This window comes from Clostridium sp. (assembly GCF_016650095.1).
Taxonomy (GTDB): Bacteria; Bacillota; Clostridia; order Clostridiales; family Clostridiaceae; genus Clostridium_AD.
The window spans coordinates 1-23,697 of sequence record NZ_JAENWL010000012.1; the positions used below are offsets into that span (position 1 = coordinate 1).

The following is a 23,697-nucleotide window of genomic DNA, read 5'->3' on the forward strand; positions in this document are numbered from 1 at the left end:
CTACCGAAAATACTGAAAAACTATAATCACCTTTATGATTAATTATGAATATTATTATAGTCAGAGGGGGTTTATGATTACTGAGGCTGCGTAATTAAAATTATTATACAACTTTTCTTTCCCTCAATATAAAATAGCGCACCTCAGAATTTTTATATAACTATGGACAACGTATATATTCCATTTTGGTATGATTATTTGATTCTTAAATTTGTGAAAATTCATTAACCTTTTCTAGAGCTAAAATAAAATCACTACAGTGTAGCTATACAATATAGTGATTTTATCCAGTTTACATATTATTCAATTTAACATTTATGCAGATGATTTTTCTTCATACCAAGAATCTTGTTACAGCTACATTTATAGCTGTTAATCCAAGCGTTAATGAAAAATTAATTATGATGCACCCTCCCCAAATTTATTACATCTATAAAAGTATTTAGATTATGTTTTGTTCTCTCCTTACATTGTATAAAATGTCGCATGTTATGGTATAATTATCTTATAAATAAAAATTATTTGTAAAATTTACTATCGAATAAATATATTATAAATTAAGAGGTATAAAATGAACTTTATTAGATTCACTAAAATATTTGGATATATGTATGAATTACATCGTAGAAACTTTAAGTCATACTTTAAGCCTATTCTTACTCCATTATATGAGCCTGTAGTAACAAATTCTATCCATTGGGTTGGCCATGCGACCGTAGTGATTAATTTAGATGAAAAGGTACTGGTAACTGACCCCGTTACCAGTATAAATCTTGGCCAACTAAAACGATTAGTTAAACCTTCATTAAATTTAGCCTCCATTAATATGGATTACATACTACTATCCCATGGTCATATGGATCATATGAATTACACCACTCTAATAAAAATAAATAAGAGTGCTATAGTTATCGCTCCTAAAAATTTAAGCATTCCATTAAAAATTTTAGGATTTAAAAATGTAATTATTCTAACCCATGATGAAGTTTATAGTGACACTCACATAAAAATAAAGGCTTTAAAAGCAAATCATGATGGAAGACGTTATCCTTGGGGCAGTAAGACTGATAGTAATTCCTATATAATTGAAAGGAATTCAAAAAAAATTTTTTTTGCTGGAGATACTGCTTATACTGATATATATAAAGATTTAATGGCAGATGTAGCTATCATGCCTGTAGGTTGCTACAAACCTGATGAGTTTCAGGAAATGCATTGTACTCCTGAGCAAAGCTTTAAAATGTTTAAAATGACAAAATCTAAAATTATGATTCCAATTCATTACAAAACCTATATTTTATCCCAGGATGAAGATGAGGTTACCTGTGATACTTTAAAAAAAATAAATGATGGGAGCATAAAAATTATCGATATCGGTCAAACTGTAAAATTATAAGTTTATAAACAAAAAAAGAAAAAAGTATATATTATATATACTTTTTTTACGCAAGAAAATATTTATACTATTTGGTACGCTTTATAGAAGCTTTTCTTCTTAATGTCATTCAAGTAAATTATTTTTTAAATATACCAAAAGGTTTTCCCACTGGTAAAAATACTCTTCCAAAATGAGGATTTAAAACTGCAGCAGCAGAACCATAAAAAGAAACTAATGAAATTAACAATTCAGAATATGCTGCGAGTCCATGTGAAAATTCAGGCATAATTCCAAAAGTAGTAAGCGATAATCCTATAAATAGAAAATCAATTAGTACAAAAATTGCAAATAACACCTTGTGAGTTTCTGTAGCTCCTATAGTCATAAACAATGTAAAGATTAGGTATCCTACATAAGCAAAGCCTAATTGCTTTGGATCTACAGTTGACGCTAATTCTTGGCCAAATACACCTGCTTTAATTAACCATGAAGCTCCAACAGCCATCCAAAAGAATGCAAATCCACCAAAAGCTGTGGTTCCAAAAACATTGTTACGTTTTGAATCATTGATACATGCAAATAGTTGAGCAAATCCACCTAAGAATATAGCCCATGGAAGTATAAATGATGTGCCTTCCGTTAGCCCAAGTTTCTGGGAAGATGCCACAAGCGTCACCATGGCAAGCCCGAATAGTCCTAAAGCTGATGGATCTGCATTTGTTATTTTTACATTTTGTGTCTCATTTGTAATCATAAATGACCCCCTTGTTTTTCTCTGAGTGTTGTAACATTCATTAATTTTTATTCTTCTTAAAATAATAATTCCTATAAAAAAATAACAGAAAACAATCACATTGTCAAACGTTTTGTAGTATTCTGTATTATATTGCATGTTTTTATGCAATATCTACTATTAAAATTATAAAATTCTAAACAAAATAAAAACAGGCGATAGACCTAAAATAAGCCTATGCCTGTTTTATCTAGACAAATAAATCTTCAATTTCATGTCGACTCATTTGTGATAGCAATAATTCCGCTCCTGTTTCATCATTTATAACACTTTGTGAAATTTCTTTTTTCTTTTGTTGGAGTTTAAATATTTTTTCCTCTATAGTTCCTCTAGCTATTAATTTTATCACCTCAACTGTTTTCTTTTGACCAATTCTATGAGCTCTATCTGTAGCTTGAGCTTCTACAGCGGGGTTCCACCAAGGATCAAAATGTATTACCATATCTGCACCTGTAAGGTTTATACCCGTACCTCCTGCTTTTAAAGAAATTAAGAATACCTGCGATTCTCCATCATTGAAGGCTTTCACCATTTCCACTCTTTTTTCTGACTTAGTTGAACCATCTAGATACATATAGTTTATACCTTTAGTCTCAAGCATATTTGAAATATTCTTTAGCACTCGTGTAAATTGAGAAAATATTAATATCCTGTGGCCTTCTTCTAAACTGTTTTCTAAGATTTCATCCAGAGCATCCATTTTGCCACTTCCTCCATTATAATTTTCAATGAAAGTAGATGGATCACAGCATATCTGTCTTAGCCTTGTTAAAATTGATAATACTTTAAACTTACTTTTATTGAACCCTTTCTCCTCAATATCTTCTTCTAGTTCTCCTTTAGCCTCCAGTAAGTAGGCTAAATATACCTTCTTTTGTTCATCTGTCATTTCTACTGAAATCCTATGTTCTATTTTAGCTGGCAAATCCTTTGCAACCTCAATCTTAGTCCGCCTAAGTATAAATGGTTTTACATGATTATTTAATTCTTGAAGCGCTTTCTTGCTTCCATCTTTCACAATTGGTGCTTCATATTTTTTAGAAAAAGCGCTATGGTTTAACATATAACCCGGCATTATAAAGTCAAAAATTGACCAAAGTTCCGTAAGAGAATTTTCAATAGGGGTCCCTGTAAGTGCGAATTTACACTGGGCATTTATACTTTTTACAGATTGTGCATTTATTGAATTAAAATTCTTTATAAACTGCGCCTCATCCAAAAAACAGTATCTAAATTTTATTTTATTATAGTCATCAAGGTCGCGCCTAATAAGTGCGTAGGATGTAATAACTACATCGGCGTCATTAATATTTTGTTTTTGTTCATCTCTACTATTTTTGCTCCCAGATATTACTATACAATTTAGGACAGGTGCAAATTTTTCTATTTCATCCTTCCAGTTGTATACAACTGATGTAGGGCATACTACCAAGGTTGGTTGTTTGTTATCATTTTCTTCAATTTCCGCTTGAATAAGTGCAATTGCTTGAAGTGTTTTACCAAGCCCCATCTCATCAGCAAGTATTCCTCCAAATCCACATCCTGCAAGAGTTTTCAACCACTTAAATCCGACCTTTTGATAATCTCTCATTATATTTTCTAAAGTTTTAGGAACTATTGCTTTGATTTCTTTTATATTAAGTGCGGTATCGACTAAGTCTCTAAACTTTTTATTTGTATCCACAAAATCCATCTGTTCTCGTCTTAATTTTTCTTCTATGTATATAGCATTATACTTAGATAGTATAATTTTATTCTTTGCAATATCTTTATCCTTTATATTTAGATACTCTATCATTTGAGATATCTTTAATATATTACTTGAATCTAATAATACAAAACTTCCATTTTTGAGCCTATGATACTTTCTTTTTTCTCTTAAGGCTCCAAATATATTGCTAAGTTCAATATTATCTACTCCCTCAATACTAAAACTGAATTCTAAAAGATCATCCTTATTAAGTGTTATATTTGACTTATATCCAGAGTTTCCGTGTACCTTCATTTTATTAAATTCTTCAGAATAATATACCTCAGCAGTTTGCTTAAGCTTTTCTAGTCCTGAAACTAAAAACTCTAAAAGTTTTTCTTCATCTCTAATTTCAAACCCTTTACTTGTATTAACAAATCCAAATTCATGAAATTGATTTATTATATTCATTTCCTTATCCATGTCTCTTATAAGTGCTCTTCCCTCTTGTGCTTTGTTCTCCTTACTATTAAAAGGATTTATATCAATATCTCCATACTTAAAAGTTATACGTACCTCAACATTCTCAGACTTTTTTTCAAAATAAACAATAGCTTTGAGCTCTTTTATATAAAATTCATTTTCTAAGGATGGATCTATATTAACTTTATCACTTATCTTGTTTAAAGTTGGAAGTACAAATGACGCTACATCATTTTTCTCTTCGTCATAAAATTCTATGAAGTTATTTTTTTCTTCTTTAAACCTATTATAAAAAGGCAAATATGCATTCTTTTGAACAATTGGCAATTCATATATTTCACCTAAATAAAAAAAGAATTCACCATCTCTACTTAGTGCAGTAGGTAAATGCTTATTTTGCTGAAGGATAAATTTATTATTTTCTCTATTTATCTGGAACTCTAGTGGCATGGATTCTCGCACTATATGTACATTAGTAAAAGTCTCGCCTTTTATAACCACAGTTAGATCCCTTTTATATAAACACTTAAATAATCTTTTAGCCATGCTATCAGTAAAATATGCTTTTTTGCCAGACAAAAACCTTACTGCATTCCCCCTATATGTATCTGCAGCTCCCGCTACAACCTGAAGTTCAGATGCTTCTTTAAAAAGTTCTATTATATTTAAGTCTTCTTCTTTAAATGAATGCAAATAAGGATTATATGTAAATTTTTTTCCAAACTCCATAGGCTCGAAACTTTTATTATAGCAATTAAAAAATTCTTTTATGTTTTTAACTACATAAAGTTTATCCTCTCCAACCTTAAGACTCACAAATGATTTCCCGTTATCACCATTAGACTCATGCTCATATTTTATTTCTATGTTCAGATATAATTTTACCCTTGGTGCATTGCTTATGTTTTTAGTTATTTGTTTAATTAAGTTGTTTGTTTTAGCCATTTTTTTCACTTTAATAATTTGTTCTTTTTCATGAAAAAGCTTTAATAATGTAGCCACTACATGTTTACACATATTTCTCTTCCCATAATACCCAAAACCATACTTATTACAATCGCAATTATAATTCATGAAAAAATCAATGTTATCAAAGCTTACATCTACTTTATATTGTGTAAAACTCGAAGACTCTACATTAGAGATCACATTAATTTCCGTATAGGCTTCTCGATCTTTTATTTCTACATCTATATCCTTAACCTTATTATTTAAATAATACTCTCTTCCCATTTTATACGTACCTATATCTGTATTTCGCCGTATAATATCTTCATTAATTTCAATCAAAAATTTCACCCCATCGAGTTTTTTCTTTTCCTAGCATCTTATAATTATTCACCTTTACTACCATTATATACTATACTCACACTTATTTCCTACAAGCTTCAAACTTATAACGTATTTTCAAGCTAAATAAATTCAAAATATACTATTAAAAAAACACACTCAAAATTAAATGAGTGTGCTAGAATATTCTGGCTAATCAAATATATAACATTGACTTTTTTAGTTTTTCTACCTTTTGGCCTCTTTTTATTCTAGTTCCAGGCATTTTGTTAGAAATAAACTTTTTTCTTCAAAAGTAACATTAAAACCTAGTGCATATAAAAAGATAACCCCAACATAAATAAAAATTTATGTTGGGGTTATTATCTAGTATAGTAAAATTTCACTTATTATATTTGTTTTTAAAAAACTGGCTGGGGTGGAAGGATTCGAACCTGCGAATGCCAGAGTCAGAGTCTAGTGCCTTACCACTTGGCTACACCCCAATAAAAAAATAAATTGTGACTCCTAGGTGAATTGAACCCTTAAGTCTATAAAATGTTTTTTACATCTTTCTGTTGTCTACTATAACATATATGCGCCCACTTTTGCAAGCATATTTCCATCCTTCAAAGCTAGTTGATCTTTTTTGCATCTTAAAGTCCACAATCTATAAATTTATCTTATATCCCCTACTCCAATAAAACGGCTTTTTTTATAGCTTTAAATACAAGTTTTCCTGCATTAACAGGCCTTTCTAATAGAAATAAATGTCCATAATCCTTTAGTGAAATAAAGGTTCTCTTGTTAAAACAATTAATTGTTTTAATCACTTCTGCTTCACTGAAAAAAAAATCATTTTCTCCTAGAAGTGCAACAATATTCTTGTTATTTTCTAGCATTATTTCATCTTTAGAAATTTCATTCATGCTATCACACTGCAAAAAATCAGAGTAGCAAGAACTAGATAAAACAGATATCCAATTTGGATTTATACAATTAATATACCAAGGCGTCCTACATGTGCCATTCTTCTCCAATAATGATTTTATATTAAATGTTTTAGTTTCTTTATTGTATAACCCTTTAACAACTTCTTTATCATGCCTGGTGAATCTAGCACTTGAAATTAACACGCAAAGGTCTATATTCGCATCTAATAGCTTTCTATTAACAATATTTAATAAAGTCATTCCTCCAAGTGAATAACCAAGCAATGTAATTTTATAAGAACAATAATTTTCTTTAATTAATTGTTTAATCACATTTACCTGAAAATTAACCAATTCATTTCCATTGGTTAAAGCTTCTCCCTCGGTTAAAGATTTTCTGAATCCATGTCCTGGTGTATTAATTATAATAACTTCAGTTTCCTTAAACTGCTTTGCAAATAGATAGTAGTTCGACGCATGAGTTCCTGACCCAGTAAGTATAATGATTGTATTGTATTTAGGATTATTCTTCACCTTTTTTAAACAAATAACTATTTTGCATTAATTATTAACTTAATTTTCTTAAGCCAGATCCTCACTAAAATTCACCTCTTTATAAATAGTATCTCTAGTTTATCAAAAAACACTCACTACTAATAGAATATAAACTTGATATTTACCATAATTAAGAAATGTTAAAATAGAGTCGCTATTCTTAGTTAGCCTGATATCATGTTATTAATTGTCAACGTATAGATGAAATTTAAAATTATAATCACTATTTTAAACAATTGAATATAATAATACGTACCCAACAATTTTATGGAGGCTTAAATTGGAACAGAATGAATCTAGAAAAAAAACTACAAAATATTCAACAAAGAGTAACTGTATCCCACAAGAAACTGAAATAAAAAATGTTAGATTAGCTGCAGCGTACGTTCCTTACCAAAAACTTTGCACACTTTTCTCGCCTCTTGAAGCGCTTAAAAAAGGAACTGTTTTTCCTGAGCTTTATAGTCCTTATGATGGGGAAGACAAAAAAAGAAGACCATTAGAATCAATTAAAAAGGGGAGTACTTATGAAGAGTAAAACAGAACTCTTAAAGCAAGTTGTTGCCCTAGAATTTATGAAAAAAGACATAGCTTTGTATCTTAATACTCATCCAATGGACAAAGAGGCCCTTGCAAAGTATAACTTCTATGTAATGGAATCTAAAGGATTAAAGGGAATATATGAGATGAATTACGGACTGTTGTCAGAAAATAACTCTCCGAGCCCTTACCCATGGCAATGGATAAATGATCCGTGGCCTTGGGAAACTGATGCTAATTTCAAACTTGAAAAGGGGGGTATGTAATTTATGTGGACATATGATAAGTTCTTACAATATCCAGTGAAAATTAAAACTCCAAATCCTGAAATGGCAAAAATTATTATTACTCAATATGGAGGACCGGATGGTGAATTAGGTGCTTCACTAAGATATCTAAGCCAGCGATTTTCCATGATTACTCCCCAAGCTATAGCATCATGTAATGATATTGGTACGGAAGAATTGGCTCATTTAGAAATGGTTGGTGCTATGGTTAGACAATTAATGAAAAATGCCACTCTTGAAGAAATTGAAAAAGGTGGCATGGCCGGGTATTATGTTGACCATGGTAGAGGAGTATATCCTATAAGTGCTTCTGGTGTTCCCTTTAATGCTTCTTATCTTCAATCAAAGGGAGATCCAATTGTAGATCTTACTGAAAACTTAGCTGCAGAACAAAAAGCAAGGGCAACTTACGAATATCTAATAAATATGGCCGATGACCCCGATGTAATAGAGCCCTTAAAGTTTCTTCGTGAAAGAGAAGTCGTTCATTATCAAAGATTTGGTGAATGCCTTAGAATCGTTCAAGATTACTTACAAGAACCTCATCTATTCACGATGAAGTAATAGGTTATATTAACTGGTACCGATTTAAGATAAATAAAAACATCCAATACTACAAATTGGATGTTTTTATTTTAATGATCTTATTTTTACAAATCCATTCTTACGTTGTATTCCTCTGTAGTAGATAAACTTTCTAAAGTGAATTTACCAAAAGTTACAGAAGATAATTTCTAACCTCTACCAAAAGCTTAATGTAAAATTGGGTAATAATTATAATGTGGATATTTTTCTTTATAGATATCATAATAATAACCTTGTTTATATCCTTGGTTATATCCATGTTGATGACCTTGATTATAACCTTGATTATAACCTTGTTGATATGAATCCTGGTCATATGGTTGCCTCTCCATATATTTATTTAGTTTGTAACTCTTTATATGAATATAAAGTTGAAGTTCTTTACTTATTATCTGATAAAATAAGTAATTCCCATTCATATAATTCAAATCTATAAAAACCCTTTTGTATTAATGGATCTTTTTCTGTTATCTTTTTCGCTTCATTAATATCTTCAGCTTCAAATATAACCATACCACCTTTAGCATTATTAAATCCTCCACCTAGGAAGTATCTTTCACTAGCAATTGCCTTTAAATATTGTGCATGTTCCTCAAAATTTTCTGACGTTAAATTTGAATTTGAATTTTTATAATCAATTCTAACAAATAGTTTTTCTCCTTTTTTCATACATAATTCCCCTCTCTTTATTGTACAATATTATACAGTTGAGACACAGTATAATATTGTGTTGTAATAAGACTAATTTTACATATGACAATCCTCATCAGTGCATTTTGTGGCAAACCATATTTTCTTTCTTCCACATTTGCAAGTATGCTCTTCTTCTTGCTCCAGAAGCCATTTTTCTAATCCTATTTTTTTGATTTTCAGCATGTTTTTGCATGCCAATTCGTGGTGCCGCATACCATCGTTGTAAAAACCATTTAACACACTACATGGAAAATCTACACATTCTCCACAGTGAAGCAACCCTTTACTAATACAACATGCACGAGTAGGGCAGTCATTAACAAGCTCCTTTTCATTTCTACATCCCATGCAATTGTAATTTTCTTTGTAGTTTTTGCAACCCCCACAATACAAGCCACAAGTAGATAACTTTTCATATTGTTCCATTATAATCCCCCTTACCTTCTCCAGACCAAAATGAAATAGCCAGCATTATTCGAATTTTAAACTTTAATAGTTAGGTCGAAATTTTTTACAGTTATGACTCAACTTATGAAGAATCCGAATTAAATTTTCTCAAGTTTATCTACTGTTCTTTCATTCCTTACTTCTCCAGTGTTCAACGTTGTTTTTGCTTCAATTAACATTACATGTACTTCTTCTTCAGCAAAGGGCATATGTTCTATTCCCCTTGGAATAACAAGCAGTTCGCCTTAATTTAAAATAACATTCTTGTCCCTAAATTTAATAACTAATATACCTTTAATAACATAAAACATTTCATCTTCATTCTCATGAGTATGCCATAGAAATTCACCTTTTAGTTTGGCAACCTTCACATACGATTCATTGATCTCACCTAAAATTTTCGGACTCCAATACTCTATAGACAAACTCCCTATAGGGATAATAAGAATGTAAAGTCGTACCAGATTTATATCTATACTCATTTCAACAAAAACTACCTTTTTCCTTCAACATTTGTAAATTCAGGTAAAAAATAATGCCTAAAGCTAAACCTCTATAAAGCTTATATGTTAAAAGAGTGTTAGAAAAAGAAAAATAGCAAGCTTTACATTTCTGTAAAGCTTGCTATTTCAACGTTTGGTGACTCCTAGGGGAATTGAACCCCTGATTCCACCGTGAGAGGGTGGTGTCTTAACCTCTTGACCAAGGAGCCTTATATTTTTTCACTACGAGATATAGTATATCCTTTTATATCGTATAAGTCAAATAGGTATACTAAATAGATAATCCATTAATTATTATAAATTCGGATTTTACTTAGTTAAATAAAAAAATAGGGAATACAGCTCTACTGCACACCCTATCTACTATTATTATAAATTTTTTTCGTATTGTTCTACCATTCTTTTAACCATTTCTCCACCAACTGAACCACATTGTCTTGATGTCAAATCACCATTATAGTCTGTAAAGCTTACTCCTAACTGATTTGCAGTTTCCATTTTAAATTTGTTTAATCCTGCTTTTGCTTCTGGTACTAAACTTCTGTATGACATAATATTTGACCTCCTTTGAGTTAATTTATTTTGTTGTAATAATATAATGTACATATTTAATGTGTTTTATTACAATGTTCTGATGGTAATCATGGCAAAAAAAGTATTATGGATTATAATACTTTTTTAAAAATCAATATAAACAAAACACCCAACTTAATTATTTCTAAGCTGGGCGTTTGACTTAGGCATTTTTGAATATGCCTTATAATGTTTGTAAAATAATTCTTTTTATTTCAATGAATTTTTCTGATGTAAGTATATCCTTAGTTCTATTTTTAGGTAAATCAACAATTATTTCTTTTTTTATAGTTGCAGGTTTATCGGATAATACATATATTCTATCTGATAAGAATATTGCTTCTTCAATATCATGGGTTATAAATATTATTGTAGCTTTTAGTTCTTTTATCACATCTAAAAGCCAGTAGTGCATCTTCGCTCTAGTAATAGCATCAAGTGCACCAAAAGGCTCATCCAGAAGCATAATATCAGATGATGACATGTATGTTCTAAGTAATGCCGCTCTCTGTTTCATACCTCCTGAAAGTTGAAATGGATATTTATATTCAAAGCCCTCAAGTCCAAAAGTTTTAAAGTGGCTTAGTGCCAGAGCCCTAGCCTCTTTTTTAGATTTCCCTTTTATAATAAGAGATAATGTAGTATTATCCACAATATTTTTCCAGGGAAGTAGCAAGTCCTTTTGATGCATATAACTTACTTTTTCGTTGTTACCGTGGCATTCTTGTCCATCGATTATAATATCACCGGAATCTTGAATTAAAAGGCCTGATATAATATTGAAAATTGTACTTTTGCCACTGCCACTTGGTCCGAGTAAACTTATAAATTCATTCTCACTCGCATAAAAAGAAACGTCATTTATTATGTTCATGGTTCCAAAGTTTTTTTTAATATTTGATATCCTTAATTTTTCCTTATTATTCTGGTAAGTACTCATTTGTGAATGCCTCACTAGCCTTCATATCTTTTTCTATGAGCTTTCTATCTAAAAGAAATTTGGTGTAATTGTTCCAAACTGATTCTTTCATTTCACCCCATCTATTAGCTTCAGCTTTATACTGATCTTTTAAATATTTTTGACTCGCTATGGCAAGAGCTTCATCTGTCTCAGGTGCATTTTTCAATAAAATTCTAGCACTTTCCTCAGGTTTTTCCATACAATATTCATATCCTTTTGTAACAGCTTTTAAAAATTTCTTTGCCATTTCAGGATCCTCTTTTAATTTATTTTCATTAGCAATAATTACTGGAGTATAATAATCTAGATCTGGATTTAATTTACCAATATCAATATAGTCAATAGGAATATTCTTAAGTTTAGCTTCTATTCCTGTCCATCCATAAAATATCCATTCAAAATCAATAGATTTCTTAGTTACAGCGAAAAAATCTTCTGCTCCTGCATCCACCATCTTTAATTTTGAAAAATCGGCATTATCTTTTTCCATAAGCGCTTCTAATATAGCATTTTCAGAAGGAGAACCCCATCCACCATATGTTTTGCCTTCAAAATCTTTAGGAGATTTAATGTTTTTTTCCACAGGCGCCGCAAATCCAGAAGTGTTATGTTGAATAATTGTAGCTATAGCCTTTATTGGAAGTGGATCTTTAGATGTTCTTGCATAAGTTACATCTTCTTGATAGCTTACACCAAAATCTCCTTTGCCTGTAGCAATTAAGGTTGCAGTACTTCCTTCTGCTGGCTGAATAATCTCCACATCAAGTCCTTCTTCTTTAAAATATCCATTATCTTTTGCTACGTATAATCCAGTATGATTGGTGTTTGGTATCCAATCTAATATAACTGTAACCTTTTTTAAGGCTTCTTCCTTTTTTACACCTTGGTCTTTTGTAGTACAACCCACAAATAAAACCGTAGTCATTGAAACTGTTAATAATAATGAAATTGCTTTTTTTAGCATAATGTTACCTCCAAATAAAATAATAATTAGTATACAAATTTAGATTTTCTTATCTTTCTTATTTCTACTCCAAGGGGTGAGTAAATACTGTAATAAATACAACAACCCAAACAGTGCCATGCTTAGTACTACGATAATTATAATTACTGCAAAAACTTTATCAAGCGCGTATGAATTTTTAGCTCTAATCATATATACCCCAAGACCCTTATCACCGCCAAGCCATTCTCCAATAATTGCCCCCATAATACTATAGGTTGCCGCTATTCTAAGGCCTGAAAAAAAGTTCACTGTTGAGGATGGTAGCTTCACCATGGTGAAAATTTGAAACTTACTAGCCCCCATAGTCTTTAAAAGATTTATCATATCCATGTCGACTGATTCTAAACCATCAATCAAACTAACAAGTATAGGAAAAAAACATACTAGTACTACCACAATAATCTTAGGTAATATTCCAAATCCAAACCATATTATAAAAAGTGGTGCTAAGGCAATAATAGGAATAGTTTGGGATACTACTACAATTGGATATAAACATTTTTTTATAATTTTCACATTATCCATTAATATAGCTAAAATTAGTGCAAATAAAATTGATATTATGAATCCAATCATGGCTTCATATAAAGTTGCATAAATATGACTTGTGATATCGGGAAGTATTTTAACTAATGTAATAATAATATCTTTTGGTGAAGGTAGTATGTACTGTGGAACCTTCCAGATATCTATAGATACCTGCCATATAAAAAGGACTAATAATTGAAAAACTATAGGAATAAGCTTATTTTCTATATTTATATACTTTTTCATTCATGGTCACACCTTCAGCTTTATAATCAATTTTCACCATAGAAACAACCCTTGATGCTCCATGCTCTACACAAATTTCTTGAGCCTTTTTAACTATATCTAAAAGCTCATCTAGTTCACCTTCCATAGTAGTTTCCATTGGTCCCACCTCATATTTCACTCCACTGGCTTGAATATACTCTATAACCTTGTCTACCACAGGATAAATTCTTTCCTCTGTCACCACTGGTATAACTTGAAGACTTACATTTACAACTGACATTTTAATTCCTCCTTATTCATCACCTATGGTGATGAATTATTTAAATAAAATAAACCCTTAGCTCATAATTGAACGAAGGGTTTTAGAATCGTATAACTTTGCACCATTTATATAGTCTTTTTTCAAACTAAGTACAAATCATATTTTCCCTCCGTTGGCATTACCCAATTCAGGTTATAAGGGTCGAAACTTAACTGCTTCTTCTCAGACAAAAATATTGACTCCCCTAATTTTTAATATTTAATTACATTCCACCTACATATTACCTAAAGTTTCTTGTATTGTCAAACCATAAAAAAATGCACCTTTTATTCAATGCGTTTTTCTTAAGAGTTCATATTAGCTTCAAACTTTTTAATATATTCCTTAAGTTCGTCTATCTGTTTTTGTAAATCCTTATTATTGCCATTAGAATTATTGTTTCCATTGCCTGAGACTTGACTTTCTTCCTGTGCTTTTAGATTTTGAATTTGAGCTGCAATTATAAAAATAGTCTGTGCTACGCTGAATAAAAAATTGGCTACTACATTTTGTTGATTAACATTAAACTTAGAAGCAATTGCAATCCCTATTATTGTTGCTAAAGTAGCTAATTCAGAAGGCGTGTAATCTTCTATGTTTTTCATATAATACCCCATTTAAAAAATCGCTATATTTTATAATATGTATTTTATAACAAAGTGTAATGAATATTTTTTTAATATATGGCATGAAGGTATGTTTATTCATATATTACTCATAAAGAGGTGATATATTTGAGTGTTTATGCTACAACAAAATTCGCAGATGCAGTATTTGAAGGTGGTGGAATCAAAGGCATTGGTCTTGTAGGTGCCTTAAAAGTATTTGAAGATAATGGGTATCAATGGAAAAACGTTTCGGGGACCTCTGCTGGCTCTATTGTAGCCGCACTAGTAGCAGTAGGCTTCTCAGCTGAAGAAATAAAAAAATTAATGCTCAAGCTAGACTTCACAAAAATAACCGATAAAAATAAGTTTAATATACCTATATTATCTAGCACGGGAAATTTGCTTTCTAAAAAAGGCATTTTTAAAGGTGATTATTTGAAAAACTGGGTTGATGAAGTTCTGTCAAATAAACTTGAGAATACAAACAGAAAAAAAATAACCTTTGGCGATTTGATTATTCCGGAGGAAACGGGTATTCTTTTGAATGATAACAAATATAAAAGAAAATACAAACTTCATATTATTGCTACGGATATAAGCCGTGGAAAGATGCTAATACTACCTGAAGACATTGTTGATTATGGGATAAATCCCGATGAACTTCAAGTAAGTTTGGCAGTAAGAATGAGCATATCTATACCCTATTTCTTTCAACCTGTTAATTTATATGATGTAACTACTAATAAAAAGTCTTTCATTGTTGACGGTGGTGTTTTAAGCAATTATCCAGTTTGGATTTTTGATGTAAATGGCATGCCCCGCTTCCCAACCATTGGCTTTAAACTTGCTGGAAATAAAAAAATACGAGAACATAAAATTACAAATATCATAAATTTTACTAGTTCTATTATTGAAACTATGTTAGAGGCACAGGATGATATTCATATAAAAGAAATGGATTACTTGCGTACTGTAAAGATTAATTCTCTTGATATTAAAACCACTGATTTTTCAATCTCTAATAAAAAAATTATGGATTTATATAGATCTGGTGAAATTTGTGCCAAGCAATTCCTTGTAAGTTGGGAAATTAACTATAAAAAGCATCGAATGTTCAGAGATAATTATTTTAAATAACAAGATTTAAAAAACACGTAACAGGTCCCTATTACGTGTTTTTTAAAGGTGTATTTCACCACTCCTATAGTGGTCTTTACATTTCTATTTTTATACCTCTACTTAAAGTATTTTCATAATCTATAAATTCGTATACATCTCCATCAAATAAATCACTAAAATCCTTAAGTTCTTCTAATTTTAAATCTTCTATAGCTTTATGCTCTTTTTCACAATGTAACACTATGGATCCTATAACTCCATGGGCATCTCTAAATGCCATTCCCTTATTTACGAGATAATCAGCTGCTTCAGTAGCATTTAAAAAACCTCTTTTAACTGCACTATGCATGTTTTCTTTTTTTATTTTTAAAGTACTTAACATTCTATTCATAACCTTTAAGCATTTTAAAACTGTGTCAACTGCATCAAAGAAGGGTTCCTTATCTTCCTGCATATCTTTATTATAAGCCAGTGGAATTCCTTTCATAGTAGTAAGTAAGCTCATTAAATCTCCATACACTCTACCAGTTTTCCCTCTTATAAGTTCTGCCGCATCTGGATTCCTTTTCTGTGGCATTATACTGCTGCCAGTAGAGAATTCATCACTGATTTCTATAAAATCAAACTCTTTAGTCGACCATAAAATGAATTCCTCACTTAATCTACTAAAATGCATCATCAATATAGAAAAATCAGATAAAAGTTCTAATAAATAATCTCTATCACTTACCCCATCCATAAAATTATCTACAGGTTTTTTAAATCCTAATTCTCTCGTTGTAAAACCTCTATCTGTATCATAGGTTGTTCCTGCAAGAGCACAACATCCAAGAGGATTTTCATCCATAATCTGGATAGCACTAGTGATTCTTTTCTTATCCCTACTTAACATACTGTGATATGCCATAATATGTTGTTTGAAGGTTATCACTTGAGCTCTTTGCATATGTGTATAACCTGGCATTATAACAGCATTGTCACTTCCTAATTTTTGAATAGTAGTTAAAATACTATCCAAATTATCAATTACTTCGCTAGCTTTATGTTTGGAATATAATCTCATATCCACTGCGACCTGATCATTTCTACTTCTTGCTGTATGGAGTTTTTTACCTACATCGCCTACAAGTTTTGTAAGTTGTATTTCCATAAAACTGTGAATATCTTCATAGTCGCCTTCAATTTTCAGTTTACCCTCTTGAATATCTGATAAAATAGAATTAAGACCATCAACTATAATTATACTTTCTTTACTAGTTAAAATACTGCATTTCGCAAGCATTTTAACATGAGCTATGCTGCCCATAATGTCCTCGTAATATAACCTTTTATCAAAGCTTAGAGAACTGTTAAAGTCCTCCATAAGCTTGCTTTCTTTATCTAGAAATCTTCCACCCCAAAGCTTCATAATATCACCTGCTTTACCTTTTGTATATTTTGAAATTCCTCTTAATAGTTATTTAATTTTTTGTATGCTTTTATTTTACTTGGCAATGAAAATAAATTAATAAATCCTTCTGCATCTTTATGATCATATAACACACTTGCACCAAAAGAAGAAATAGACTCATCATATAGTGCATTCGGTGATTCTTTGCTTGATACCATAATATTTCCTTTATAAAGCATTAATGTAACAGAACCTGTTACTGTTTCTTGAGTCTTATCAACAAATGCATCAAGGGATTCTCTCATAGTAGTAAACCAAAGTCCATCATAAACAAGTTCTCCATATTTTTGTGATATTTGGTATTTAAAGTGAAGTGTATCTTTATCTATGGTTATTTCCTCTAACTCTTTATGAGCTGCATAAAGAACAGTACCACCTGGTGTTTCATAAATTCCTCTTGATTTCATTCCCACAAGTCTATTTTCTACTAAATCTACAATTCCTATTCCATTTTCTCCACCAAGTTTATTTAATACAGTAACAATATCTATCGGCTCAAGTTCTATGCCGTCTACTTTTTTTGCAATTCCCTTTTCAAAATATATTTCCACATAAGTAGGTTCATCTTTAGCTTTTTCTGGAGGCGTAACCATAAGATACATCTCTCTCTTATGATCATTTTTGAAATCTTCAATATCTCCGCCTTCATGACTTGCATGCCATAAGTTTTGATCGACTGAATATATCTTGTCTTTCGTAACTGAAGTTGATATACCTCTTTCATTAGCATAATCTATGGCATCTTCTCTTGAATTTATGTCCCAAATTCTCCAAGGAGCAATAATCTTTATAGAAGGATCTATAGCTGCAATTCCAACTTCAAATCTTACTTGATCATTACCTTTACCAGTACATCCGTGACATATATATTTTGCTCCTTCTTTATGAGCAATTTCAACAAGTTTTTTAGCTATTAATGGTCTTGCAAAAGCTGTACCTAATAAATACTTTCCTTCATATGTAGCATTTGCTTTAACTCCCTTAAATACATAATCTTTTATGAATTCAGCCGTTACATTCTCAATATAAATTTTTACTGCACCAGAACTTAAAGCCTTTTTCTCAATTGCCTTCATATCGTCTTCTTGTCCAACATTAATACAAGCTGCTACAACATCCATATCATAGTTTTCCTTAAGCCAACTTATTATTATAGAAGTATCTAGTCCTCCTGAATATGCTAAAACCACTTTTTCTTTCATTTTAATTTCCCCTTTCAATTTGGATAACATCTTTATAATGCACTATATTTGTGATTATTTATGATTATTTGTGATTATTTGTGAATATTTATACATTTTTATGCATATTGGATATTTCCTTTTTTTCTTTTACTTATTTGTTTCTTAGCTTCTATCATTGATATAACTACCTTCTTTTTATTTATTATATATTACTTTATATAATAATGCAATGCTTTTTTGTATTTATATTCATCTTTTTATAATATTTATACACAACAATCGATATATACTTACCAAACTAATTGATTTTCCTCATTCTTAACAATAAAAAAATATATTATTGCTATTGTATTTAATCACTTTTGAGATTAAATGATTTTAAAAATGAGATAAAACTCGAAAGTGCCCTTAGCTAAATAATTAGCTAAGGGCACTTTCATTTATAGTTTAATATTATAAAAAAAACAATTAATCTGCAATATTGAATACTTCTAAATTTGCACTTATAATATTTTTTTTCATAAGCTCAACTACAGCCTTTGCAGTATCTAATGAAGTAATAACTGCAACATTACATTCTATAGCTGTTCTTCTAATTCTAAAGCCATCTGTTTTTGAATCATTTCCTTTAGTAGGAGTATTTATTACTAAGTCAACCTGCCTGCTCTTTATTACATCAATGATACTAGGTGTTCCTTTTGCAATTTTTTTAACCTCTAAAGCATCAATTCCGTTTTCTTTTAATAACTTAGCTGTACCGTGGGTTGCCATAAATTCATAATTCAATTTACTAAATGCTTTAGCTATATACAAAAACTCTTCGTTATCCTGTGGATTTATCGCTGCCAAGATAACTCCTTTTTCCTTTTCGATCTTCATTCCCGAAGCTACAAGCCCTTTATATAGAGCTTCTTCAAAAGTTCTTCCCATTCCAAGAACCTCTCCCGTGGATCTCATTTCTGGTCCAAGGCATACCTCAACCTCTTGAAGTTTTTGAGTTGAAAATACAGGAACCTTAACTGACACTAATTTTGGCTCCTTGTAAACTCCACTACCATACCCTAAATCCACTAACTTTTCTCCCAGCATAACTCTTGTTGCAAGCTCAACAATTGGGACCTTACTTACCTTACTAATGTACGGAACTGTACGGCTAGCTCTTGGATTAGCCTCTATTATATATAATTCATCTTTAAATTCTATAAATTGAATATTAATCATGCCTATCACTTGTAGTCCTATAGCTATTTTTTTAGTATATTCTAATATTTTTTCTTTTATAGCGTCTGATATGTTTTGACTCGGGTATATTGTTATACTATCTCCAGAATGGACCCCCGCCCTCTCTAGATGTTCCATAATACCTGGTATTAATATATCCACGCCGTCGCAAATAGCATCAACTTCTATTTCCCTGCCTAACAAATATCTATCTATTAATACTGGATTTTTCTTATCTTTCTCAAATGCATTCTTTAAATAATGCTCTAATTCCTTTTGCGCATAAGTTATTTCCATTCCCTGTCCACCTAATACATATGAAGGTCTAACCAAGACTGGATACCCAATATTTTCAGCCTCAAGCAATCCCTCATTTAGATTCCAAACCGCTTTTCCCTTTGGTCTATTTATATTTAACTTCTCTAGTAGTGCATCGAATTTTTCTCTATCCTCCGCTACATCCATTTGTTCTGGCTTAGTTCCATATATAGATACATTTTTTTCTTTTAAGAATTTAGCGAGCTTGATTGCAGTTTGACCTCCAAATTGAAGGATAACTCCATCTGGATTTTCTTTTTCAATAATATTAAATACTTCTTCCTCTGTTAACGGTTCAAAATATAATTTGTCTGAAATATCAAAGTCTGTACTTACTGTTTCAGGGTTATTATTTACTATTATAGTTTCAATTCCGAGCTTTCTAAGAGCAATTACACTGTGAACAGATGCGTAATCAAACTCAATACCCTGCCCTATTCTAATAGGACCAGATCCTATTACCATAACCTTCTTTTTATTACTTACCTCTACCTCATCATACTCATCGTAAGTTGAATAGTAATATGGTGACAATGCTTCAAATTCTCCCGCGCAAGTATCCACCATCTTATAGACAGGTTTAATGTTCCATGTATTTCTTAGTTCGTAAATCACATTTGGATTTACCTTTAATAAATCCGCAATACCCTTGTCTGAAAACCCTTTTTTCTTCAATAAAAGTAGCCAATCTTTATTGATATCTTGCACCGTGGATTTTTTTATCTTTTCCTCTTCATCCACTATCCACTTAATTTTATTCACAAAAAATTTATCTATCCCTGTAATTTCTGAAACCATTTCCACCCTATAGTCACGTCTGAGCATTTCAGCTAAATGGAATATTCTCTCATCATCAGGTGCCATTACTCTTTTCTTTAATTCGTTTAAGCTTTTTTGTGAAAGCGAATCATATTGCAATGAATATCTTCCGATCTCCAATGATCGAATTCCTTTCAATAGTGCCGCTTCAAAATTACTTCCAATTGACATTATTTCGCCTGTAGCCATCATCTTTGTACCTAGGACTCTATTTGCTCCCTCAAATTTATCAAAAGGCCACCTAGGAATTTTAACTATCACATAATCTAGCGAAGGTTCAAAACAAGCATATGTTTTTTGTGTTACAGCATTTTCTATCTCATCGAGCATATATCCCAGTGCTATTTTTGTAGCTACTTTTGCAATTGGATATCCCGTAGCCTTTGAAGCTAGCGCTGAGGATCTGCTTACCCTTGGATTAATTTCTATAACTGCGTACTCGAAGCTTTTAGGATTCAGAGCGAGTTGAACATTGCAGCCACCTTCTATACCTACACTATTTATAATATCTATTGATGCACTTCTAAGCATTTGGTATTCTTTATCAGAAAGAGTCTGGCTTGGCGCTACAACAATGCTATCTCCGGTATGTATTCCTACAGGATCTATGTTTTCCATATTACATACGCAAATGCAATTACCAAGGCCGTCCCTCATAACTTCATATTCTATCTCTTTCCACCCTTTAATCGACTTCTCTAAAAGAACCTGTCCAATGGAACTTAATTGCAATCCTAGTTCTAATATCTCAACTAGTTCCTCCTCAGACTCAGCAATTCCACCGCCGCTTCCTCCCATTGTATATGCCGGTCTTACAATTACAGGATAGCCTATCGTACTTGCAAAACTTACTCCGCCTACTATATCTGTAGCAATTGCACTTTCTACAACCGGCTGATTAATCTCTTGCATAAGATTTCTAAAAAGCTCTCTATCTTCCCCTTTTTTTATAGCTTCTATGGAGGTTCCAATTACTCTTACATTATATTTTTCTAAAATACCATTATCAAATAGTTCCACCGCTAAATTAAGCCCAGTTTGCCCTCCCATACCGGCAAGTAAACTATCTGGCCTTTCCTTTTCAATAACTTTTTCCAAATATTCTATAGTTAAAGGTTCTATATAAACCTTGTCTGCAACCTCTTTATCTGTCATTATTGTTGCTGGGTTACTATTTACAAGTACAACTTCTACACCTTCTTCTTTCAATGCTTGACAAGCTTGAGTTCCGGAATAATCAAATTCGGCGGCTTGCCCTATTATTATCGGCCCTGATCCAATTACTAGTACTTTTTTAATTCTTTTATCCAATGGCATATTAATCCTCCTCTATGTTATATCTTATTAAATTATATTTATATAATCCAAACTTTATAAGTTTTAAACTTTCAATTATCAGTTCTCCACTCGTCTCCTATGTCACCGAGAGAAATTTATCAAAAATCGCATCTATATCCTTAGGTCCTGGACAAGCTTCTGGATGGAACTGTACTGAATATATCGGTAAATTTTTATGTTTCATTCCTTCTATGGTTCCATCATTTACGCTTACATGAGTAACCTTCATATCTTCCGGCAGCACGCTTACATAATATCCATGGTTTTGCGTTGTAATATAAACCTTATTTTCCTCTATATCTTTAACTGGATGATTACACCCTCTATGACCAAATTTAAGTTTATCAGTTTCCCCACCAAGGGCTAATGCTAAAAGTTGATGTCCTAGACAAATTCCAACTATTGGCTTTTTACCTATAAGTATTTTCAACTCTCTTATCGCCTCTTGTAAATCCTCTGGATTACCAGGTCCATTTGATAAAAATATTAAATCAGGATTGATACCTAATATTTCTTCCGCTTTTGCACTTGCAGGGAATACTGTTACTTTACAATTTCTATTAATAAAAGAGCGCAATATGTTTTGTTTTATTCCAAAGTCTATAACAGCTACATGTTGTCCACTGCCGTAAGTTGTGTAGCACTCTTTTGTAGTAACCTCCATCACTGCATCAGTATTATTAAAATCCGCTAGCTTTTGATTAATTTCAATTTGCGACAATTCCTCTCTAGTAATAATCCCTTTCATAGTACCATTATTTCTAAGTATTTTTGTTAATGCTCTTGTATCAATACCTTCAAGTCCTATTATTTTATTTTGCTTAAGATATCCCTCTAGGTCCATTTCGCATCTAAAGTTATTTGGATATTCGCATCTTTCTCTAACGATGAAACCTTTCACCTTAGGCGATTTTGACTCTGAATCTTCTAAATTAATTCCGTAATTCCCAATGAGTGGATATGTCATAGTTACTATTTGCCCATAATAGGAAGGATCCGTTAAAACTTCTTGGTATCCGGTCATACCTGTATTAAAAACCACTTCCCCCACGCTTTCCTCTAAATATCCAAATAAATTACCTTCAAATATTATTCCATTCTCTAAAATTAGTTTACCTTTCATATTAAATCCTCCTTATAAAACAATATTTTCTCTAATTATCAAAAGACATTTTCGAATATTTATACATTTTTATGCATAGTGTATATTTTTATTGCATATATTTTTTTTAATTATTTTTTAGCAATTTTCCTTATATTAACTAGCCTAATTCTATTTATTATATATTAATTTTTATAATAATGCAATGTTTTTTCTTAGAAATTTATTCATTTAATCTAATAATTATGCATTGCAAACTAACTAAACACTTGATAAACTAATTTATTTTACACGTTTTCAGCAAAAATTATTAATAATAAAGGTATGTTTTTCTAAAAAAAGAAGGATGATAGAGAGATTAATTAAATAATCTCTCTATCATCCTTCTTATATTAATCGCATTTATTAACAAAACAGAAAATAAATCTACAGTATTATTATGACTATTATTAACTGTATTATATTTAATAATATTAAATTCAAAATTTACAGAACAAAAAACACATACCATAATAATCTATACTCCTTCCTAGTCTCACAGGACTAACTTAAAAGTGTACTTTTCTTTTATTTTACTCACATTTCTATTTATTTTAATTTAAATTCTAAAGTTTGTCAATGTAAAAATATATAAATCCATAATTTTATGATTCGTTTATGATAATGTCCTAGTATACCGTTTTTGATTATGTCCCAAACAGACAAAAATATAGTGTAGAATATACCTCATAAGAATGTATAAATGGGGTGTTCATAATCAGAAAGGTTGACTTAAATATGAAAGAA

General features: G+C 31.0%; 20 protein-coding genes, 2 tRNA genes, 1 pseudogene and 1 riboswitch. Of the genes and pseudogenes, 5 read left to right on the forward strand and 18 right to left on the reverse strand.

All coding sequences use genetic code 11. The features are described 5' to 3' along the window. The first annotated feature begins 571 nt into the window (after positions 1-571). A complete protein-coding gene (locus JJE11_RS01790) occupies positions 572-1,396 on the forward strand; it encodes an MBL fold metallo-hydrolase (RefSeq protein WP_291632537.1) in 825 nt (274 codons plus the stop codon). Between the two features lie 118 nt (positions 1,397-1,514). On the opposite strand, the gene JJE11_RS01795 is transcribed toward JJE11_RS01790, so the two are convergent. From JJE11_RS01795 to JJE11_RS01810, 4 genes are all read right to left on the reverse strand, one after another. Then, on the reverse strand, positions 1,515-2,132 hold the full coding sequence (locus JJE11_RS01795; protein WP_291632538.1) for an acetate uptake transporter: 618 nt from the start codon (positions 2,130-2,132) through the stop codon (positions 1,515-1,517). 229 nt (positions 2,133-2,361) lie between these two features. After that, on the reverse strand, positions 2,362-5,634 hold the full coding sequence (locus tag JJE11_RS01800; protein WP_291632539.1) for a DEAD/DEAH box helicase: 3,273 nt from the start codon (positions 5,632-5,634) through the stop codon (positions 2,362-2,364). Between the two features lie 410 nt (positions 5,635-6,044). Beyond that, positions 6,045-6,119 (reverse strand) — tRNA-Gln (locus JJE11_RS01805). A gap of 186 nt (positions 6,120-6,305) precedes the next feature. Further along, positions 6,306-7,079: an alpha/beta hydrolase gene (locus JJE11_RS01810; RefSeq protein WP_291632540.1), complete on the reverse strand. Its 774-nt coding sequence runs from the start codon at positions 7,077-7,079 to the stop codon at positions 6,306-6,308. 301 nt (positions 7,080-7,380) lie between these two features. Here JJE11_RS01810 and JJE11_RS01815 point away from each other — a divergent pair, with 301 nt between their 5' ends. The 3 genes from JJE11_RS01815 to JJE11_RS01825 are packed head-to-tail and all read left to right on the forward strand — an operon-like array spanning position 7,381 to position 8,491. Beyond that, on the forward strand, positions 7,381-7,638 hold the full coding sequence (locus JJE11_RS01815) for a spore coat associated protein CotJA (protein WP_291632541.1): 258 nt from the start codon (positions 7,381-7,383) through the stop codon (positions 7,636-7,638). Beyond that, positions 7,628-7,906, forward strand: a complete 279-nt coding sequence (locus JJE11_RS01820) for a spore coat protein CotJB (protein WP_291632542.1) — start codon at positions 7,628-7,630, stop codon at positions 7,904-7,906. Before JJE11_RS01815 ends, JJE11_RS01820 begins: the two co-directional genes overlap by 11 nt. Before the next feature lie 3 nt (positions 7,907-7,909). After that, the gene (locus JJE11_RS01825) at positions 7,910-8,491 is read left to right on the forward strand and encodes a manganese catalase family protein (RefSeq protein WP_291632543.1); all 582 of its coding nucleotides are present in this window, start codon (positions 7,910-7,912) and stop codon (positions 8,489-8,491) included. A 402-nt stretch (positions 8,492-8,893) separates the two neighbouring features. Here JJE11_RS01825 and JJE11_RS01830 read toward each other — a convergent pair whose 3' ends face one another. The 10 genes and pseudogenes from JJE11_RS01830 to JJE11_RS01875 all read right to left on the reverse strand — a co-directional run bounded on the left by JJE11_RS01830 (position 8,894) and on the right by JJE11_RS01875 (position 14,357). Continuing rightward, positions 8,894-9,181, reverse strand: coding sequence for a YciI family protein (locus JJE11_RS01830; RefSeq protein WP_291632544.1), 288 nt, complete (start codon positions 9,179-9,181; stop codon positions 8,894-8,896). A gap of 78 nt (positions 9,182-9,259) precedes the next feature. Continuing rightward, positions 9,260-9,631, reverse strand: a complete 372-nt coding sequence (locus JJE11_RS01835) for a DUF3795 domain-containing protein (protein WP_291632545.1) — start codon at positions 9,629-9,631, stop codon at positions 9,260-9,262. Between the two features lie 119 nt (positions 9,632-9,750). Beyond that, a pseudogene (locus JJE11_RS01840) lies at positions 9,751-10,101 on the reverse strand (cupin domain-containing protein). 188 nt (positions 10,102-10,289) lie between these two features. Further along, positions 10,290-10,364 (reverse strand) — tRNA-Glu (locus JJE11_RS01845). A 160-nt stretch (positions 10,365-10,524) separates the two neighbouring features. Beyond that, positions 10,525-10,707 carry an alpha/beta-type small acid-soluble spore protein gene (locus JJE11_RS01850; RefSeq protein WP_291632546.1) on the reverse strand — a complete coding sequence of 61 codons (183 nt, stop codon included), beginning with the start codon at positions 10,705-10,707 and terminating at the stop codon, positions 10,525-10,527. Between the two features lie 205 nt (positions 10,708-10,912). After that, complete coding sequence (locus tag JJE11_RS01855; protein ID WP_291632547.1) at positions 10,913-11,668, reverse strand: ABC transporter ATP-binding protein; 756 nt, start codon at positions 11,666-11,668, stop codon at positions 10,913-10,915. Continuing rightward, on the reverse strand, positions 11,649-12,653 hold the full coding sequence (locus tag JJE11_RS01860) for an ABC transporter substrate-binding protein (RefSeq protein WP_291632548.1): 1,005 nt from the start codon (positions 12,651-12,653) through the stop codon (positions 11,649-11,651). Before JJE11_RS01860 ends, JJE11_RS01855 begins: the two co-directional genes overlap by 20 nt. Positions 12,654-12,692: 39 nt before the next feature. Then, a complete protein-coding gene (locus JJE11_RS01865) occupies positions 12,693-13,469 on the reverse strand; it encodes an ABC transporter permease (protein WP_291632549.1) in 777 nt (258 codons plus the stop codon). Then, a complete protein-coding gene (locus tag JJE11_RS01870; protein ID WP_291632550.1) occupies positions 13,441-13,731 on the reverse strand; it encodes an MTH1187 family thiamine-binding protein in 291 nt (96 codons plus the stop codon). Before JJE11_RS01870 ends, JJE11_RS01865 begins: the two co-directional genes overlap by 29 nt. A 129-nt stretch (positions 13,732-13,860) precedes the next feature. Next, a riboswitch (TPP riboswitch) is annotated at positions 13,861-13,969 on the reverse strand. An 88-nt stretch (positions 13,970-14,057) separates the two neighbouring features. Continuing rightward, positions 14,058-14,357, reverse strand: a complete 300-nt coding sequence (locus JJE11_RS01875; RefSeq protein WP_291632551.1) for a hypothetical protein — start codon at positions 14,355-14,357, stop codon at positions 14,058-14,060. A 129-nt stretch (positions 14,358-14,486) separates the two neighbouring features. Between JJE11_RS01875 and JJE11_RS01880 the strand changes: the two genes are divergently transcribed. Next, positions 14,487-15,497 (forward strand): patatin-like phospholipase family protein, encoded by a 1,011-nt coding sequence (locus JJE11_RS01880; protein ID WP_291632552.1) that lies wholly within the window; start codon positions 14,487-14,489, stop codon positions 15,495-15,497. Positions 15,498-15,573: 76 nt separating this feature from the next. Here the strand turns inward: JJE11_RS01880 and argH are convergent, their stop codons facing one another. From argH to JJE11_RS01900, 4 genes are all read right to left on the reverse strand, one after another. Further along, positions 15,574-16,887, reverse strand: coding sequence for an argininosuccinate lyase (gene argH / locus JJE11_RS01885; protein WP_291632553.1), 1,314 nt, complete (start codon positions 16,885-16,887; stop codon positions 15,574-15,576). Positions 16,888-16,928: 41 nt separating this feature from the next. Further along, positions 16,929-18,131, reverse strand: a complete 1,203-nt coding sequence (locus JJE11_RS01890) for an argininosuccinate synthase (RefSeq protein WP_291632554.1) — start codon at positions 18,129-18,131, stop codon at positions 16,929-16,931. A gap of 450 nt (positions 18,132-18,581) precedes the next feature. Beyond that, positions 18,582-21,788: a carbamoyl-phosphate synthase large subunit gene (gene carB / locus JJE11_RS01895; RefSeq protein ID WP_291632555.1), complete on the reverse strand. Its 3,207-nt coding sequence runs from the start codon at positions 21,786-21,788 to the stop codon at positions 18,582-18,584. A gap of 97 nt (positions 21,789-21,885) precedes the next feature. After that, complete coding sequence (locus JJE11_RS01900) at positions 21,886-22,932, reverse strand: carbamoyl phosphate synthase small subunit (protein WP_291632556.1); 1,047 nt, start codon at positions 22,930-22,932, stop codon at positions 21,886-21,888. Positions 22,933-23,697: the final 765 nt, after the last annotated feature.

Bases quoted from the DNA above. Each gene is read 5' to 3' on its own strand.
- JJE11_RS01825 (WP_291632543.1), top strand. From the start codon at position 7,910: ATGTGGACATATGATAAGTTCTTACAATATCCAGTGAAAATTAAAACT.
- JJE11_RS01835 (WP_291632545.1), bottom strand. From the start codon at position 9,631: ATGGAACAATATGAAAAGTTATCTACTTGTGGCTTGTATTGTGGGGGT.
- JJE11_RS01820 (WP_291632542.1), top strand. From the start codon at position 7,628: ATGAAGAGTAAAACAGAACTCTTAAAGCAAGTTGTTGCCCTAGAATTT.
- JJE11_RS01790 (WP_291632537.1), top strand. From the start codon at position 572: ATGAACTTTATTAGATTCACTAAAATATTTGGATATATGTATGAATTA.
- carB (WP_291632555.1), bottom strand. From the start codon at position 21,788: ATGCCATTGGATAAAAGAATTAAAAAAGTACTAGTAATTGGATCAGGG.
- JJE11_RS01855 (WP_291632547.1), bottom strand. From the start codon at position 11,668: ATGAGTACTTACCAGAATAATAAGGAAAAATTAAGGATATCAAATATT.
- JJE11_RS01870 (WP_291632550.1), bottom strand. From the start codon at position 13,731: ATGTCAGTTGTAAATGTAAGTCTTCAAGTTATACCAGTGGTGACAGAG.
- JJE11_RS01850 (WP_291632546.1), bottom strand. From the start codon at position 10,707: ATGTCATACAGAAGTTTAGTACCAGAAGCAAAAGCAGGATTAAACAAA.
- JJE11_RS01900 (WP_291632556.1), bottom strand. From the start codon at position 22,932: ATGAAAGGTAAACTAATTTTAGAGAATGGAATAATATTTGAAGGTAAT.
- JJE11_RS01795 (WP_291632538.1), bottom strand. From the start codon at position 2,132: ATGATTACAAATGAGACACAAAATGTAAAAATAACAAATGCAGATCCA.
- JJE11_RS01875 (WP_291632551.1), bottom strand. From the start codon at position 14,357: ATGAAAAACATAGAAGATTACACGCCTTCTGAATTAGCTACTTTAGCA.
- JJE11_RS01830 (WP_291632544.1), bottom strand. From the start codon at position 9,181: ATGAAAAAAGGAGAAAAACTATTTGTTAGAATTGATTATAAAAATTCA.
- argH (WP_291632553.1), bottom strand. From the start codon at position 16,887: ATGAAGCTTTGGGGTGGAAGATTTCTAGATAAAGAAAGCAAGCTTATG.
- JJE11_RS01865 (WP_291632549.1), bottom strand. From the start codon at position 13,469: ATGAAAAAGTATATAAATATAGAAAATAAGCTTATTCCTATAGTTTTT.
- JJE11_RS01890 (WP_291632554.1), bottom strand. From the start codon at position 18,131: ATGAAAGAAAAAGTGGTTTTAGCATATTCAGGAGGACTAGATACTTCT.
- JJE11_RS01860 (WP_291632548.1), bottom strand. From the start codon at position 12,653: ATGCTAAAAAAAGCAATTTCATTATTATTAACAGTTTCAATGACTACG.